General features: G+C 70.8%; 15 protein-coding genes. 5 read left to right on the top strand and 10 right to left on the bottom strand.

The genetic code is table 11. The annotated features are described in order from the left end of the window. Window position 1 precedes the first annotated feature (1 nt). The 9 genes from mraY to GVY39_RS27990 all read right to left on the bottom strand — a co-directional run bounded on the left by mraY (window position 2) and on the right by GVY39_RS27990 (window position 10,323). Window positions 2-1,078, bottom strand: coding sequence for a phospho-N-acetylmuramoyl-pentapeptide-transferase (gene mraY / locus GVY39_RS28030; RefSeq protein WP_159929773.1), 1,077 nt, complete (start codon window positions 1,076-1,078; stop codon window positions 2-4). After that, window positions 1,075-2,613, bottom strand: a complete 1,539-nt coding sequence (gene murF / locus GVY39_RS28025) for a UDP-N-acetylmuramoyl-tripeptide--D-alanyl-D-alanine ligase (RefSeq protein WP_159929771.1) — start codon at window positions 2,611-2,613, stop codon at window positions 1,075-1,077. The genes mraY and murF overlap by 4 nt, the downstream gene beginning before the upstream one ends. Further along, window positions 2,610-4,193: a UDP-N-acetylmuramoyl-L-alanyl-D-glutamate--2,6-diaminopimelate ligase gene (locus GVY39_RS28020; RefSeq protein ID WP_201295377.1), complete on the bottom strand. Its 1,584-nt coding sequence runs from the start codon at window positions 4,191-4,193 to the stop codon at window positions 2,610-2,612. Before GVY39_RS28020 ends, murF begins: the two co-directional genes overlap by 4 nt. 302 nt (window positions 4,194-4,495) lie before the next feature. Next, window positions 4,496-6,394 carry a penicillin-binding protein 2 gene (locus GVY39_RS28015; RefSeq protein WP_321210314.1) on the bottom strand — a complete coding sequence of 633 codons (1,899 nt, stop codon included), beginning with the start codon at window positions 6,392-6,394 and terminating at the stop codon, window positions 4,496-4,498. Beyond that, window positions 6,391-7,173, bottom strand: coding sequence for a hypothetical protein (locus tag GVY39_RS28010; protein WP_159929769.1), 783 nt, complete (start codon window positions 7,171-7,173; stop codon window positions 6,391-6,393). Before GVY39_RS28010 ends, GVY39_RS28015 begins: the two co-directional genes overlap by 4 nt. A 127-nt stretch (window positions 7,174-7,300) precedes the next feature. Then, complete coding sequence (gene rsmH, locus GVY39_RS28005; RefSeq protein WP_159929767.1) at window positions 7,301-8,275, bottom strand: 16S rRNA (cytosine(1402)-N(4))-methyltransferase RsmH; 975 nt, start codon at window positions 8,273-8,275, stop codon at window positions 7,301-7,303. A 184-nt stretch (window positions 8,276-8,459) separates the two neighbouring features. Then, complete coding sequence (mraZ, locus tag GVY39_RS28000) at window positions 8,460-8,891, bottom strand: division/cell wall cluster transcriptional repressor MraZ (RefSeq protein WP_040776870.1); 432 nt, start codon at window positions 8,889-8,891, stop codon at window positions 8,460-8,462. A gap of 403 nt (window positions 8,892-9,294) precedes the next feature. Further along, complete coding sequence (locus GVY39_RS27995) at window positions 9,295-9,708, bottom strand: DUF3040 domain-containing protein (RefSeq protein ID WP_159929765.1); 414 nt, start codon at window positions 9,706-9,708, stop codon at window positions 9,295-9,297. A 174-nt stretch (window positions 9,709-9,882) separates the two neighbouring features. Next, a complete protein-coding gene (locus tag GVY39_RS27990) occupies window positions 9,883-10,323 on the bottom strand; it encodes an SAV_6107 family HEPN domain-containing protein (RefSeq protein ID WP_195141232.1) in 441 nt (146 codons plus the stop codon). 176 nt (window positions 10,324-10,499) lie between these two features. On the opposite strand from GVY39_RS27990, the gene GVY39_RS27985 reads away from it, so the two are divergent. The 5 genes from GVY39_RS27985 to GVY39_RS27965 are packed head-to-tail and all read left to right on the top strand — an operon-like array spanning window position 10,500 to window position 15,603. Then, window positions 10,500-11,111, top strand: a complete 612-nt coding sequence (locus GVY39_RS27985; RefSeq protein WP_159929763.1) for an N-acetyltransferase — start codon at window positions 10,500-10,502, stop codon at window positions 11,109-11,111. A 7-nt stretch (window positions 11,112-11,118) separates the two neighbouring features. Continuing rightward, complete coding sequence (locus GVY39_RS27980; RefSeq protein WP_159929761.1) at window positions 11,119-12,684, top strand: NAD(P)/FAD-dependent oxidoreductase; 1,566 nt, start codon at window positions 11,119-11,121, stop codon at window positions 12,682-12,684. A 44-nt stretch (window positions 12,685-12,728) separates the two neighbouring features. Further along, window positions 12,729-13,565 (top strand): carotenoid biosynthesis protein, encoded by an 837-nt coding sequence (locus tag GVY39_RS27975; RefSeq protein WP_370523832.1) that lies wholly within the window; start codon window positions 12,729-12,731, stop codon window positions 13,563-13,565. A 53-nt stretch (window positions 13,566-13,618) separates the two neighbouring features. Beyond that, the gene (locus tag GVY39_RS27970) at window positions 13,619-14,401 is read left to right on the top strand and encodes a DUF3153 domain-containing protein (protein ID WP_370523831.1); all 783 of its coding nucleotides are present in this window, start codon (window positions 13,619-13,621) and stop codon (window positions 14,399-14,401) included. 35 nt (window positions 14,402-14,436) lie between these two features. After that, window positions 14,437-15,603 carry a glycosyltransferase family 2 protein gene (locus tag GVY39_RS27965; RefSeq protein ID WP_159929757.1) on the top strand — a complete coding sequence of 389 codons (1,167 nt, stop codon included), beginning with the start codon at window positions 14,437-14,439 and terminating at the stop codon, window positions 15,601-15,603. 27 nt (window positions 15,604-15,630) lie between these two features. Here GVY39_RS27965 and GVY39_RS27960 read toward each other — a convergent pair whose 3' ends face one another. After that, window positions 15,631-16,338 carry a hypothetical protein gene (locus GVY39_RS27960; protein ID WP_159929755.1) on the bottom strand — a complete coding sequence of 236 codons (708 nt, stop codon included), beginning with the start codon at window positions 16,336-16,338 and terminating at the stop codon, window positions 15,631-15,633. Window positions 16,339-16,573: the final 235 nt, after the last annotated feature.

Raw genomic sequence — 16,573 nt, 5'->3', positions numbered from 1 at the left:
TTCACCCGACCGCGGAGAGGTATTCGCTGTAGAACAGCCCGAGTCCGACCGCGGAGGCCATCGCGGCCAGCAGCCAGAACCTGATGATCACCGTCGTCTCGGCCCATTTGCTGAGCTCGAAGTGATGGTGGAACGGCGCCATCTTGAACAACCGGTTGCGCGTCGTGCGGAAGACCGCGACCTGCAACACCACCGACGCCGTCTCGGCGACGAACAGCGCGCCGATGACGATCATCAGCAGCTCGGTCCGGGTGGTGATGGACAGGCCCGCCAGCAGGCCGCCCAGCGCCAGCGAGCCGGTGTCGCCCATGAAGATCTTGGCCGGGGCCGCGTTCCACCACAGGAACCCGACGCACGCCGCCGCGCCCGCGGCGCAGACCAGGGCGAGATCCAGCGGATCGCGCACGTTGTAGCAGCCGGCCTCCGGCTTGGTCTCGCAGGCGTGGTAGTACTGCCAGAACGTGATGATCACGTAGCCGCCCAGCACCAGACTCATCGATCCGGCGGCCAGACCGTCGAGTCCGTCGGTGAGGTTCACCGCGTTGGACCAGGCGACGACCACGAAGCAGACGAACACCAGGAACACGACCACACCCATGGTCACCGTGCTGATGTCGCGCACGTAGGACAGGTGCCTGCTGGCGGGCGTGAGCCCGCTCGCGCCACGGAACTGCAAGGCGAGAATGCCGAAGATCACGGCCGCCGACAGCTGGCCGAGATACTTGCCCGCCGCGGTCAGGCCCAGATTGCGTTGCTTGCGGATCTTGATGAAGTCGTCGACGAAACCCACCGCGCCCAGGGCCGTGGCCAGGCCGAGCACGAGCAACGCCGACGCCGACGGCCCGTCGGCGTGGTAGCCGATGCCGATCAGGTGGGAGCCCAGGTAACCGGCCCACATGCCGACCAGGATCGCGACGCCGCCCATCGTCGGGGTGCCGCGCTTGGCCTGGTGGCTGGCGGGACCGTCGACCCGAATCTCCTGCCCGAAACCCTGCTTGGCGAACAACCGGATCAGCAAGGGGGTGAGCAGGATCGAGACCGTCAGCGCGATCGCCGCGGCGAAGAGAATCTGTCTCATCCTGCTGCCTCCGTGTCCTGTCCCGGCCCGCTGTTCGCCGCGCCGCCGCGTGCGGCCACGACTCGCGGGTCGGTCAGATGCTCGGCGACCTCCCATAGGCCGACCGACTTCGATGCCTTGACCAGCACCACGTCGCCAGGGACGACTTCCTTCTCCAGCAGTGCGATCGCCGCCTCGATGTCCGGTACGAGGACCGATTCCTCGCCCCACGACCCTTCCATCACCGCCCCTTGATGCAGCGCGCGGGCCGGTCTTCCCGTACCGACGACCACGACCCGGCTGACGTCCAACCGCACCGCGAGCCGCCCGATGGCGTCGTGTTCGATGACCGATTCCTCGCCGAGTTCGGCCATCTCGCCGAGCACCGCCCAGCTGCGCCGCGGCGCCTCGGCCGCGCGGGCCATGCTGACCAGCGCTTTGAGCGCGGCGCGGACGGAGTCCGGATTGGCGTTGTAGGAGTCGTTGACGACGGTGATCCCGTCCGCGGTGGTCCGCACGTCCATCCGTCGCGCGGACGCGGCGCGCGCACCGGACAGCGCCGCGGTCACGGTCTCGAGGTCGGCGCCGCATTCCAGCGCGACCGCGATCGCCGACAGCGCGTTGCCGACCTGGTGCTCGCCGTGCACGGCCAGCCGCACCGGGGCGCTGCCCGCGGGCGTGTGCACGGTGAACGCGGCCCTGGCCTGGTCGTCGAGCCGGACGTCGGTGGCCCGCACGTCGGCGTTCGCGGCCTGCCCGACCGTCACAACCCGCGCCGACGTGCGCGCGGCCATCGCCGCGACCTGGGGATCGTCGGCGTTGAGCACGGCCAGCCCGGTCGGTGGCAGCGCCTCGACCAGCTCGCCCTTGGTTTTCGCGATGGCCTCGCGGCTGCCGAACTCGCCGAGATGCGCGGTGCCGACGTTGAGCACCACACCGATGCTCGGGGGCGCCACCTCGGCCAGCGCGGCGATGTGTCCCGGCCCGCGCGCCGACAGCTCCAGCACCAGGAAGCGGGTCACCGCGTCGGCGCGCAGCGCGGTCCACGGATGACCGAGTTCGTTGTTGAACGAACCCGGCGGGGCCACCACCGCGCCCAGCGGCGCGAGGACGGCGGCCAGCAGGTCCTTGGTGGAGGTCTTGCCGGACGAGCCGGTGACGCCGACGACGGTGAGTCCGCCGTCCGCGGCGAGACGCGACACGCTGGCGCGGGCCAGCGCGGCGAGCGCGGTCAGCACAGCGGCCCCGGAGCCGTCCGTGTCATGGCTCAGGGCAACCGAACTCGACGGCACGGCGCCGCGGCTGGGCGTGACCACGACGGCGGGCACGCCCACCGGCCGCGCCGCGAGCACCGCCGCCGCGCCCGCGGCGATCGCCGCGCCCGCGTAGTCGTGGCCGTCGGAGCGCTCGCCCGGCAGCGCCAGGAACAGATCGCCGGAACCGATTCGGCGCGAGTCGAATTCGACCGCACCGGTCACTCGCACCTCCGGGTCTACGACGTCGTGCAGCGTGCCGCCGACGACCTCCGCGATCTCCCGCAGTGTCATCTCGATCATGAAACCGTCAAGTCCTCCGCGTGGTTACCTTGCGGACTGCGTCTTTCCAATGCGGCCGCGAGTACGTCGCGGTCGTCGAAGGGGTGCTTCACGCCCTGGATCTCCTGCCCTGCCTCATGTCCTTTGCCCGCGATCAGCACCACGTCACCGGGGCGCGCCCACTCCACCGCGGCCGCGATCGCTTCCGCGCGGTCACCGATCTCACGCACCTCGCCGCGTTCGTGCTCCGGCACCTGCGACGCACCGGAGAGCACCGCGGCGCGGATGGCCGCCGGGTCCTCGGTGCGCGGGTTGTCGTCGGTGACGATCAGCAGATCGGCGCCTCGCGCGCCCGCGGCGCCCATCAGCGGCCGCTTCGCCGCGTCCCGGTCACCGCCCGCGCCGACCACCACCGCGAGCCGTCCCGCGGTGTCCGCCGCGAGATGTCCACGCAGCGTGGCGATCACCGACTCCAGCGCCGCGGGCTTGTGCGCGTAGTCGATGATCGCCAGGAAGTCCTGTCCGCGCTCCACGCGCTGCATCCGGCCGGGCACGTCCACGGTCGCCAACGCGGGCGCGGCGACCGAGGGTTCGACGCCCGCCGCCGCGCATACCGCGACCGCGAGCAGTCCGTTGGCGATGTTGTAGTGGCCGGGAAGCCGCAGGCGCACAGGGATTTCCCCGTGCGGCCCGGCCGCGGTGAAGTTTTGTTCGCCGCCGTGCGCCGAGACCGCGCCGGTGACGCTCCATGCGGCGGCCCGGGTGGTCGACACGGTGACGGGGTCCGGGAGACCAGCGGCGAGCCGCCGTCCCCAGTCGTCGTCCACACAGACCACCGCGGTGCGCGCCGCGACCGGCGAATCCGGTTCGAACAGCCTGCGTTTGGCGGCGAAGTAGTCCTCGAAGTCGGCGTGGAAGTCGAGGTGATCCTGGGAGAGGTTGGTGAACGCGCCCACCGCGAAACGAACCCCGTCCACCCGGCCCAGCGCCAGCGCGTGGCTGGAGACCTCCATCACCACCGCGTCCACGCCCTGTTCGACCATCAGCGCGAACATCGCGTGCAACTGCGGCGCCTCGGGCGTGGTCAGGGCGCTCGGCACGCGCCTGCCGCCGATCCTGGTCTCGATGGTGCCGATCAGCGCGGTGGACAGCCCCGCGGCGGCCAGTCCCGCCTCCACCAGATAGGAGGTCGTGGTCTTGCCGGAGGTTCCGGTGATCCCGACGATGCGCAGCCGCTCGGAGGGGTTGCCGTAGATCGTCGCCGACAGCTCCCCGAGCACGGCCCTCGGGTTCTCCCGCACCAGCACCGGCACCTCGAGCGGACCGGCCAGCTCCGCACCCGCCGCGTCGGTCAATACCGCGACCGCGCCTCTGGCGACCGCGTCCCGCGCGAAACGCGCGCCGTGCGAGCGTGCGCCCGGCAGCGCGGCGAACAGATCGCCGGGGAGCACGGCGTGCGAGCGCTGCTCGATGCCGGTGACCGACACGCCGCGCGCAGCCGGTTCAGGGCTCGTCACGGCCCCGATGACGGCGGCCAGCGACGCCAGCGGCGTCGAGGGCGAATGCTCTGGCCGTAATGCGCGCGGTTGACCGGACTGCACAGAAACCAGGCTCCTTTCGGGGGCAGCGATCGACGTGTCAGGTTACCGGCGACCGGTCACGGCGGGACCATGCGCCCCATCGCAAAGCCGGGGAGGTCGCCCACCGCACCCTACGGGTTCGTCCGCCCGGTCCGGAGCGCGCCACGCGGCACCCGGGCACGACCGTGCGAGGCCGGTGCGCGCACGGCCTTCCTCCGCTCGCCGCATGCCCTCGAATACCGCATTTACCTGCTGTTTCCTCCGGACAGATCCGCTGTCTGCGCTGCCGATCCGCCCCGGTCGTACCGAGCGAGCCGACCGGATCACCCGGCCTGCAGGACGAAGTGCCGGGACGGCTGCGGAGACGGCGGTACGCGGTCGCGCTGCAGCGCCCAGGACGCGATGTTGTGGAACAGCGGAGCCACCGAACCGCCTCCGGAGCCGTCGGAACTGCGAACGGGCGCGTCGAGCATGAGTCCGATCACGTACCGCGGGTTCTCCGCGGGAACCATGCCGGCGAACGTGATCCAGAACGACGACGTGGAGTAGCACCGGCAATTGCGGTCCACCTTCTGCGCGGTGCCGGTCTTGCCCGCCACCTGGTATCCCGTGATGGCCGCGGGCCAGCCGGTGCCGTTCTGGTTGGCGTTCATCGGGTCACGCTGCACCACCGCCTGGAACATCGTCCGCAGCGTGGCGGCGGTCTGCGGGCTCACCACCCGCACGCCGTCCGGCTGGGTCTCCTCGGTGCGGGTGCCGTCCGGCGCGATCTTCGCCCGGACGATGCGTGGCGGAATGCGCACGCCGTCGTTGGCGATGGCCTGGTACATGCCGGCCATTTGCAGCGTGGTCATCGAAAGCCCCTGGCCGATCGGGAGATTGGCGAAGGTGCCGCCGGACCACTGCTCGCGGTCGGGCATCAGGCCCGCGCTCTCTCCCGGCAGACCGATGCCCGTGCGCTGCCCGAGCCCGAACCGGTGCGCCATATCGGCGAAACGGTCTTCGCCCACGCGCTGCGCGAGCATGAGCGTGCCGACATTGGAGGACCTGCCGAAAATGCCCGTGGTCGTATAGGGCTCGACACCGTGCGACCACGCGTCGTGCACGGTGACGCCGGCCATCTGGATCGCGCCGGGCACCTGATGCACCTCGTCCGGATCGGTCAGGCCGTACTCGACGGCCGCGGCGGCCGTGACGATCTTGTTCACCGAGCCGGGCTCGAACACGTCGGTGACCGACGGGTTGCTCAGCTGGGCGTCGGCCCACTTCTGCGGTCCCAGTTCGGGGTTGAACGTGTTGTCGTTGGCCATCGCAAGGACCTGTCCGGTCTTGGCGTCGAGGACGACGGCCGATGCGGCGCCCGCACCCGACAGGTCTTTGGCCTGCTGTACCTGTTGTTGCACGTAGTACTGCAGATCGGAGTCCAGGGTGAGCTCGACGGCGGAGCCGTTGACCGCGGGCTGCTCGTCCCGCCAGCTTCCGGGTATCACCGCGCCGTCGGAGCCGCGATCGTAGGTGTGCGAGCCGTCGGTACCGGCCAGCACGGAGTCCAGCGACGACTCGAGCCCGACCTGCCCGTGGCCGTCCCACCCGACGGCGCCGACGACGTTCGCCGCCAGCGAGCCGCCGGGGTACACCCGCGGGCTCTGGTGATCGGAGCCGACCTGCGGAAACTTCTCGGTGATCTCGCTGGCGATCCTCGGATCCACGTTGCGGGCCAAGTAGACGAACGTCTCGTCACTGCGCAGCTTCGCCAGCAGGTCCGCTTCCGACGGCGCGTCCTTACCCACCTTTTGATGGATGGTGCGCGCGATGTCGCGCAGCCGCTCGTCCGGGTCGGGCGCCTTGTCGTTCTCGGCCTTGGCGTCCGCTAGATCCTGGCGGACCCGGACCGGTTGGAAGGTCAGCGCTTTCGCGGAGACGGTGAAAGCCAGCGACTTGCCGTAACGGTCGGTGATGGGCCCGCGGGTGGCCGGGTCGGGTTGATGGGTGGTGCGCTGGCTGGCCGCCTGCGCGGACAGTCCGGGCGCCGCGACGCTCTGCACCCACAGCAGTTGCAGCGCGACCACGGCGAGCGCCACGAGCATCACCACCCGGCCCACGCCGAGGCGCAACCGGAGCGGACCGTCCGGGACAGCTGCCGCGGCTGGGCGCGGCCTGCCCGTGGGCCGCGCCGCACCAGGGCCGCGGCGCCTGCGCGGCGCGGGCCTGGGATGCGTCACTGCGGCGTCCCGTCGGGGCCCGCCTGCGGTTGCGCCGCTTCCACCTGCGGCGAGGCCGCCTCAGGTGGCTGTGGCACGTCGGCAGGCGGCGCGGACGGTCCCGGCTGCGGCGGGTCGACCGGCGCAGGCGGAGTCGGAACCGGGCTTCCCGGAGCGGGCGTCACGTTGACCTGGGTGTTGTTCTGCGCGCCGGTGTTCGGCTGCCCCGGCGCCGCAGCGCCGGGTGTGGTGGTGACCGGAACCACTCGCTCACCCCAGGGCGACCGCGCCGAAGGTCCGGCGTTCAGCGGCGGCACGGGGGTGCCTTGCGCCGGGGTGGGCTTGCCGATCACCGTGACCGAGCCGTCGGGGCCGACCAGCAGGCGGGCCGGGTCCTTGGCCGGGATCATGCCGAGTTCGCGTGCTCGCGCGGCCAGCTCCGGTGCCGAATCGGCGGCCTCCACCTCACGTTGCAGCGCGGCGCGCTCGTCGGCCAGCCGCCGGTTCGTCGCCCGCGCGTCGCCGAGCTGGTAGCTGTCCTCGGCGGCGCGGGTGGTCAACAGCAAGGTCAGCGCGAGGCCGCAACCGAGCAGGGCGAGGATGGCGGTGACGAACGGGATGCGCGCGGCCATCGCCGAGCGCCGCACGGTGGGCAGAAACACGGTGTCCGAACCGCCCTCCGCACGCGTGCGCCGCCGCGCGTAGGCGCGCTGCGCCGCGCCCGATTTCACCCGCTCGGCCTCTTGGACCCGCCGGGCGACCCGGCTCGGCGCTGCGACGGTCCGCGTCCGCACACTCATCGATTCCCCTCCTCGTTCCTCCCGGGACGCCGGATCGGCACAGCGCGACACTGTCTCATCCGGCCTCCGATATCGCTGCGGGAAATCCGCACCCAGCCGACGCGATGAGGCGTGGCGAACTGCCGGCTCACCCTGCCTCCTGGATCCGCTCGGCGGCGCGCATGCGTACCGGGGCCGCTCGCGGGTTGTCTTCGATCTCCTGCTCGGTCGCCTTCTCCGCGCCGCGGGTCAGCATCCGGAACTCCGGTCCCATGCCGGGCAGCTCCATCGGCAGGTCCACCGGCGTCCTGGACGCGGTGCGCGCGGCGAGCTGCTGCTTGACCACCTTGTCCTCCAGCGACTGGTAGGACATGACGACGATGCGGCCGCCCACACGCAGCGCGGCGAGCGCGGCGGGCAGCGCGGCGCGCAAGGACTCGAGTTCCCCGTTGACCTCCACCCGCAGCGCCTGGAACGTGCGCTTGGCCGGATGCCCGCCGGTGCGGCGCGTGGCCGCGGGAATCGCGGCATAGAGCAACTCCACCAGCTCGGCACTGGTGCGGAACGGTTTGACCTGGCGACGGCGGATCACCTCGGCGGCGATCCGGCTCGCGAAGCGTTCCTCGCCGTAGGTCTTCAGCACCCGGGCCAGGTCACCGTGGCTGTAGGTGTTGAGCACGTCGGCGGCGGTGAGGCCGCCGGTCGGGTCCATCCGCATGTCCAGCGGCGCGTCGACGGAATAGGCGAAGCCACGATCGGCCTCGTCCAGCTGCATCGAGGAGACGCCCAGATCCATCAGGATGGCCGAGACCGACCCGGTGGAAGACAGGCCCGCCTCGGTCAGCGCGTCGGCGATGCCGTCATAGCGAGTGTGCACCAGGGTGATTCGATCCGCGAACGGCTCGAGCCGCTCACGGGCCAGTTTCAACGCGGTGGTGTCCCGGTCGAGCCCGACCAGATGAATGCCCGGATAGGTGCTCAGGAAATGTTCGGCGTGGCCGCCGAGACCGAGGGTGGCGTCGACGTAGACGGCGCCCGGCTCGGCCAAGGCGGGGCCGAGCAGCGCGTCGGCTCGCTCGAGCAGAACCGGAACATGGCGGGGGCCGCGCTGTTCACGGTTCACCTCGACCTCCCGGAGTCCTACCTCGCGTCGTCGCGCACCGCACACGGGTCGCCTTGATACACAATGCTTTCGATACGGATACGAATGCCCCGTGGTCTCTGACCGAACCTCGGCACCTGGCGTCGGGGAAGTACGTCAGGGTCCGCGTCCGGGCAGAGACCGCGTGGCACTCGTGCGCCCGCGGCTAGAAGATTCCGCCCAGCGACTCGTCTCTGGCTTGCGAGAAGTCCTCCTCGTGCTCGGCGAGGTAGGATTCCCACGCCTGCTTATCCCAAATCTCCAGGAAGTCGACCGAACCGATCACGACGCAATCCCTTTTCAGGTTGGCGTAGCGACGATGGTCGGCGGACAACACGATCCGGCCCTGCGCGTCCGGACGTTGTTCGTCCGTTCCGGCCGCGAGGGCCCGGACGAACGCACGGGCCTGCGGATTGCTTCGAGACGCCGCCGCGGCACGCCGGGCGAGCGCGGTGAACTCTTCTTTCGGGTACACGGCAAGGCTGTGGTCCTGCCCCTTCGTGACCATCAACCCTCCCGCCAGATCGTCTCGAAACTTCGCAGGCAACGTAAGTCGCCCCTTGTCGTCCAAGCGAGGTGTGTAGGTACCGAGAAACAACTCGGATACCTCCCTGGTCGATCACCTCGATGGTCGGCTCTTCAGTACTGCGCGCTCCACATTACCCCACTTTCCCCCACTTTCAATCGAAACAAGCGGTGATCTGGCTCCCGACCCAGACGATTCCGCAGGTCATCCCAGCTATCACCGGCGTGGTGAACTTTCGCGAGTTCTGCCGACACGCGCCACCCCCTCGGACAAACGCCCGAAAACACCCAGCAAACCCCCTGGCGGACCGTGCGCGGGGGCCTGGTGGGGGAAGTTCGTGGGGAGGTGTGGGGAAGTGGGGAGCCTGGTTCGAAGATCATCGTCGCGTCGGCGCCCGCACGCGCGAACCGGCGACGCCGCACCGTTACGGTGCGGCGTCGCCGGTTGTGCTTGAAGTTGTCAGGCTACGGGCGAGTTACTCTTGCTCGAATCGCCTGCGGAAGCGGTCCTCCATACGCTCGGAGAATCCGCCGGACTTGCGCTGACGCCCTCGTCCGCCCGAGGCGCCGGAGGGGGTCTCGCCGCCTGGCCGATCGGTCTTGGCGATGTTCTTGGAGGTGCCCAGCAGCAAGAGCACGCCGGCGCCGAACATCACGATGAACCCGATCAGGCTGATGATCGGGAAGCCGCCGGGCTTCACGGGCGCTGCGATGCCTGCGACGAGGAGAAAAAGGCCGAGGACGAACAACGCCGCGGCCTGGAGTCTGCGACGACTCGAGGTCGAACGAAGCCGTCCGCCGCGGACGGACGAGGCGAACTTGGGATCCTCAGCATAGAGAGCGCTCTCGATCTGTTCGAGCATGCGCTGCTCGTGCTCGGAGAGTGGCACGGTACCTCCCCCGGCACTAGGACGTGGCTGTCGCCTCCGGGTAGGCGACAGATAGCCGACCTTGGCGGCTATCTGTCACCAATGATACGAGTTCGATCAGGGCCAGACCACCTAATGGGCGCAGTCCGACTCAGTCTGTCTTCAGCCGCGCGGGGACGAAGCGAATTACGCCGACTAAGCGGTCATTCCCCCGCTCAATCCCGGAGCAGGTCGCAACCTGGCCGACGCCGCGAGGAGATCTTCCACGTCATGGAGGAATGCCGCCACCCGCGAGGAGAACTCGTCGGCCTCGTGTTCGTCGACATTGCGGTCCAGCCCGGCCTCGAGCGCGGCGCGGATCTCCGAGCGGGCGCTGAAGTAGTCCGCCCACATCACGAACTCGGGCGCGGCGCGTTGCATCAGTACCCACGCGTTGCGCGAGCGCGCCCGGGGGGCGGCATCGGCGCCGGTGAGCGCGATCACCGCGCCCGCGCCGCGCAGGGCCGCCAGGTAGGCGGTGCGGAACCGCTCCCGTGGATCGCGCTCCCCCGCAGCCTGCATGAGCAACCCGTCTGCGCGCTCCAGCAACTTGCCGGCCCGGCCGGGCCGGCCCGGATGTTCCACTCGACCAGACATCGACATCGCCGTCCCTCCACCATCGCGTACCTTGGCCCGTATCCCGTGCTGGAGGCGGGGTCCCCCACCACTTTCCGGCACCACCCGGACCGAACAGGTATTCGAACGTTTGAATTGAGCTTCAATATAGAGACGCCCACCGACAAACTTCCGCGTCCGCGCGACCGACGAGAGCCATGACCGCCGTCAAGCCCAATCACATCCCCGCACCCGCCGTCATCGATCTGTCGGTGGCGGCCCTGCGCTCCCGGCTGCACGACGCGCTGGCGGTCTACGTGGCCGCCATGGACTATCCGCGTGGCACGGAGAACCATCGCGCTCCGATGTGGACCGAACACACCACCCGGCCCGGCTGGCAAGCGGTCGCCGCGGTGCTGCCCGACGACTCCGGCCGGATCGATCTGCGCCGCGCTCCGATCGTGGCGATCGCCTACGGCTATCGCGGCGGCGCGCACCAGTGGTGGCACCAGCAGGTGCACAGCGGGATGCGGCGCTCGGGCTGGCCGGAACACTCCGCGCGTGAACTGCTCTCGGACTACTTCGAACTCACCGAACTGCATGTGCATCCCACCGCGCAGGGCCGCGGCATCGGCGCCACGCTGCTGGAACGCCTGCTGCGCGACCGCACCGAGCGCGCGGTGCTGCTGTCGACGCCCGAGGTCACCGGTGAGGACAACCGCGCCTGGCGGCTGTACCGCAGGCAGGGATTCACCGACGTGATCCGGAATTTCGTGTTCGCGGGCGACAACCGCCCCTTCGCGATCCTCGGCAGGCGGCTGCCGCTGTGAGGGTCACGTGACGGTAGTCGTCGTCGGCTCGGGCCACAACGCCTTGGTCGCCGCGTGCTATCTCGCCCGCGCCGGACACGAGGTCGAGGTACTCGAACGCGACGACGTCCTCGGCGGCGCGGTGTCGACGGTGGAACGGTTCCCCGGCCATCAGGTCGATCGCGGCTCGTCGGCGCATATCATGATCCGCCACACCGGCATCATCGAGGAACTCGAACTCGATCGCTTCGGGCTGCGGTACATCGACTGCGACCCATGGGGTTTCACGCCCGCCCACGCCGGGCGCCCCGCCCTCGTGTTCCACCGTGACCTGGAATCGACCTGCGCGTCGATCGCCGAGGCTTGCGGCCGCGGGGACGCGGCGGCCTATCGCCGGTTCGTCCAGGTGTGGGGACCGCGCAGCGCCCGCGTGATGCGCGCCTTCGGCGGCGGACCCACGCCGGGGAGGCTGGTCCGGTCGTTCTGGGGACTGGACGCCCGAGACGGCGGCAGCGCCCTCTCGCGGGAGTTCCTCCAGTCCGGAGACGCGCTGCTGGACACCTTCTTCGAGGACGAACGGTTGAAGGCGTCGCTGGCCTGGTTCGGCGCGCAGTCCGGACCGCCGATGTCGGAGCCGGGCACGGCGCCGATGGTGGGCTTCGCCGCGCTCATGCACACGCTCCCGCCGGGGCGCGCGGTCGGCGGCAGCGGCGCGCTGACCACCGCACTGGTGGCTCGGCTGCGATCCGACGGCGGGGTAGTGACGGCGGGTGACGCGGTGACCGCCCTGCGCCGCGACGGCGATCGCTGGCGGGTGCGCACCGCGTCGGGCCGAGAGCGGCGCGCCGACATCGTGATCGCGGGCAGCCATGTGCTGACCACGCTGGAGCTGCTGCACGACGGCGGTTTCGACGGCGCGGTGCTCGACGACTGGCACAGGCGCATCCGCGTCGGCCCCGGGATCGGAATGGTCGTGCGGGCCGCCACCTCGGCGCTGCCCCACTACCCCGGCAGCCCGGCCGAGCACTCCGCCCGCGGCCTGCAATTGCTGGTGTCCGATCGCGCGCAGCTGCGTCGCGCGCACGGCGCGACGCTGGCGGGGGACCTGCCGCCGCGACCGGTCGTGCTGGCGATGAGCTTCAGCGCCCTCGACCCGACCATCGCCCCGGCCGGTGAGCATCAGTTGTCACTGTGGGCGCAGTGGCACCCGTACCGGCTGGCCTCCGGCGCCGACTGGGCCGATCTCGCACAGCGGGAAGCCGACCGCATCATCGCCGAAGTCGATTCCTACGCCCCCGGTTTCGCCGAGACGGTGTCGCGCACCCACGTGCAGACGCCGGTGGACCTGGAGCGCGAACTCGGGCTCGTCGGCGGGAACGTCATGCACGTGGAGATGTCGCTGGACCAGATGATGCTGTGGCGGCCGCTCCCGGAACTGGCCGGGCAGCGGGTGCCCGGCGCGCCGGGGCTGTATCTGACGGGCGCGTCCACCCATCCCGGTGGCGGCGTCTCCGGGGCAAGTGGCCGCACGGCCGCCACCCTCGCCCTGCGCGAGATGAACCGGCGCCGGATTTCGCGGTGGCTGCGACGATGACCGACGCTGGCGACCTATCCCTGACGACGCAACGGAATGTCTCCGTGCGGGAGCACCCCCGGGATCCGGGGTACCGCTCGGCGGGCTCTCTCGTGCCCCTCGTCTTCGTCGCGCTGACCATCGTCGCGCAGATCGGTTATCCGTTGACCACCGGCGGCGCACGCGACCGGATCACTGTCGCGATCGTGCTGCTGTGCGCCGGAGCCGCCGTGGCACACGCGACGGTGACCAGGGGATTCCGCTATGCCGTCGGCTTCCTGGTCATCGTGTCCGGCATCGGGCTCGCGGCCGAGGTGATCGGCACCGCGACGGGAATGCCGTTCGGCTGCTACTCGTACGCGACCGACCGGCTCGGTCCCGCCCTGTTCGACGTTCCGTTGATCATCCCGCTGGCGTGGACCGGCGGAATGTACCCGGTATGGGCGGTGGCCGGGATGTTGTCCCGGCACACGGGCGCGCGAATCATGTGGACAGCGGCCGGCGCGGTGGGCTGGGATCTGTTCCTCGATCCGCAGATGGTGGCCGACGGGCAGTGGACCTGGTGTGACCCCAGCTCCGGACTGCCCGGACTGGACTGGATTCCGGTGACCAACTACCTGGGATGGTTCGCCGTCGCGCTCGTGATGGGCGCGTTGCTCGCGATCTGGGAGCGCGCGGCGCCGGATCCCCCACGGGCAGGCGGGCAGGCGGTCGCGCTCACCGTCCCGGTGGCCTTGTTCCTGTGGACCTGGCTCGGGTCGGCGCTGGCCCACGCGGTGTTCCTCGACCTGCTGCCGTCCGCCGGTTACGGCTTCGCGGGCCTGGCTGTGCTGGGCGTTCCCCTGCTGGTGGCCGCGGCCCGCGCGCGCCGCCGCCCCGGCGCGCCACGCCCGGTGCGGTAGGCCGACGCGCGCGGAGACCGGCGCGTTTCATTCCGGGCGGATGGACTGGCACGATGTCACCCGTGCAACCGAGTCCCGTCACCACGAAGCCCGATGCTCCGCAGCCGCCGCAGCGGCGGGGTTCACGCCGCGGCGTGCGCGTTGCGGCGGCCGTTCTGCTCGCGGCGATGCTGGCGCCGATGCTCGCGGGCTGCCTGCGGGTTCAGGTATCGATGGGTGTCTCGTCCAACGACCGGGTGTCCGGACGGATCGTCGCCGCCGTGGTGCCCGCCGACCCCGGTGACAAGGGCCCGCAACTGAAGGCGCCCGAGACGCTGGCCGCGAAGGTGCGGGTGGAGCCCTACGCCCAGGACGGGTACTCCGGCAGCCAGGTCTTCTTCGAGGATCTGTCCTTCGGTGAGGTGCAACAGCTCGGCCAGCTGTCCGAGCAGACCCAGGGCATGTTCCAGTTGCAGTTCCAGCGCACCGGCGACCTGGTCGGCCTGACGGGGCGGGTGGATCTGAAATCCGTCCCGCCGCACGGCTCCGACGTGCAGTTCACTATCGCTTTCCCGGCTCGCGTCGCCAAGACCAACGGCAGCCGCGAGGGCGACAACGTGGTCTCCTGGAAGCTCCCGCCCGGCGATGTCTCCACACTGCGCGCCGAGGTCAGCTACGCCGACCCGAACACCCGCTCGTTCGCGGGCTGGGCAGGCATCGTCGGCGGCATCACGCTCGCGGTGGCCGCCATCATCGCCGCGATGGCGTACATGGACCGCAACCCCGCCCCGCCCGGCGCTCCGGAAGTCGGCTTCTCCCTGAGCCGCTGGTGGCGCACGGTGACGCAGAATCGCTGAGCGGCAAGTCGGTGCGGCGGGATAGCGTGGCGCGCATGGTGAGTGCCGACCTGCCGAAGACGTTGCGCGCGAACTCGATCCTGCCCGCCAGCGCTACCGCCGTAGCGGCGCTCGGCGCGGGCATCGCGCTATACAACCGGATCACCGTGCAGCGGCTGGCGAATACCCCTGCGACGGTGATCGAACCGGTCACCGTCTGCGTCCCGGCGCGCAACGAGGCCGGGCGGCTACCCGATCTGATCGGCGACCTGCGCGCCCAGGTCGGCCTACCGCGCATGGCGGTGCGCATCCTCGACGACGCGTCCACCGACGACACCGGCGCCGCGGCCCGCGCGGCGATCGGCGACGACCCTCGTTTCACCCTGCTGCGCACCGAGTCCGACCCGCCGCCCGGCTGGACCGGGAAGGCCGCCGCCTGCGCGCGGCTGGCCGAGGAGGTGTCCACGCCGGTGCTGATCTTCCTGGACGCCGACGTGCGGCTGGCCCCCGCGGCGCTCGCGGCGGCGGTCGGCGCGCTGCGCAGACGAGGAGCGGCGCTGGTCTCGCCTTGGCCGCTGCAAGAAGCGGATTCGATGGCGGAGGCCCTCGTGCAGCCCCTGCTGTGCTGGTCGTGGGCCTCGACGCTGCCGATCGCCGCGGCCGACCGGAGCCTGCGGCCGTCCACGGCGGTGGCCTGCGGCCAGTTCCTGGTGTTCGACAACGCCGTGTACCGCGCTGCGGGTGGCCACGCGGCAGTGGCCGGGAGCGTCACCGAAGACCTCGACATCGCCCGTACGCTGCGACGGGGCGGGCACTCGACCGTTCTGGCGGCCGCGGGACCGCTGGCTCGAACCAGGATGTATCACGGCGCCGCGGAACTGGACGCCGGCTACACCCGGTGGCTCTGGTCGGCCTACGACGGCACGATCACGGGCGGAGCGGCGGTGGGACTGCTTGCCGCCCTTGCCTATTGGGTGCCGCCCGCGGCGGCCGTGCTGGGCCGGGGCTCGGCCCGGCGGACAGGTGTGATCGGCTGGCTCGCCGCCGTCACCGGGCGGCTGCTGGCCCGCTCGACCGAAACCGGCGGTCCGCTGCGAGGCTCCGATGTGCTGGCCGCCGCGGCGCATCCGGCATCAGTGGCGGCGTATCTGCTGTTGTGGGCGCGTTCGCATCGGGCCCGCCGCCGCGGCACGGCGCGCTGGAAAGGTCGCTCGCTCGCTTGAGCCGACCGTGCCGCGGCGGCCGCGACCTCACGGCACCGCGGTGATTCCGACCGTCGGCAGGAAGAAACAGGACTTGGCGCCGTTCTGAACCGTGCCGAACACCGCGGCCAGCACGGTGCCCTTGCCGGTGTCCACCGGAATCGCACGCACCCCGCCCATCGGGAGGGCCGCGACGAGGAAGTCCCGGATGGCCTGCTCGGCGCCCGGCCGCAGGTCCGCTGGGACGGCCGCGGGAATCATCGCGCGGGCGATCTCCGACAGCGGCCCCATGGCGGCCGTGCCGCTGCGGCCGGTACTCAGGTTCAGCCAGGCGACCTGCATGCCCGCGGTGTTCGGGCCGTCCGGTCCGAGGCCGTAGGGCACGAAGGTGAACATGGCCTGCCCGGATTTGACCGCACTGAGGTCCAGGCCGGGGATCTGCACGGTGTTCTTCGGCCACGGCCCCGGAATGGCGCCCGCGACAGCGGGCGCCAGACCGGCCGTGGTGTTGTCGAGGCAGAACGCGGACGCAGTCGGGTAGGCGAACGGCTGGATGCCGAGCGCACGCAGCGCGTCGACCGCGGCGTGATAGGCGCCGAGCAGGTCACCGGGGGCGGCGATCGGCACGACTTGGTCGGAGAACGCGGGAATGGTCGCATCCGGGGCCGCGAGCGCGGCGCCGGGCCCGGCGAGCACGAGGGCGATCGAACTGGTCGCGACAGCGGACAACTGGGTCAGACGGCGCAATATGGTCACGAAACCTCCTCATCGGCGGAACGATCGAGGGGCACAGTACTCCGGCAAACGCGCCCAGCAGCCGAGATTGCGCACAGCAATTTTGCGGTGAGTCTCGTTTGCCCGGAACGGGAGACTTGCGGGGCCGACCTGTGTCCCGGCCCCTCGGCGAGAACCGTATGCTGCATCGAGCCGCCGACTTTCGGCTGGACGCCCTCGGTGATCACGCGACCGGCGCGCACCCGCGCTCGACAGA

Source organism: Nocardia sp. CY15 (assembly GCF_009829295.1).
Lineage (GTDB): Bacteria > Actinomycetota > Actinomycetes > Mycobacteriales > Mycobacteriaceae > Nocardia > Nocardia sputi.
This window is presented reverse-complemented; position numbering and strand designations above follow the sequence as displayed.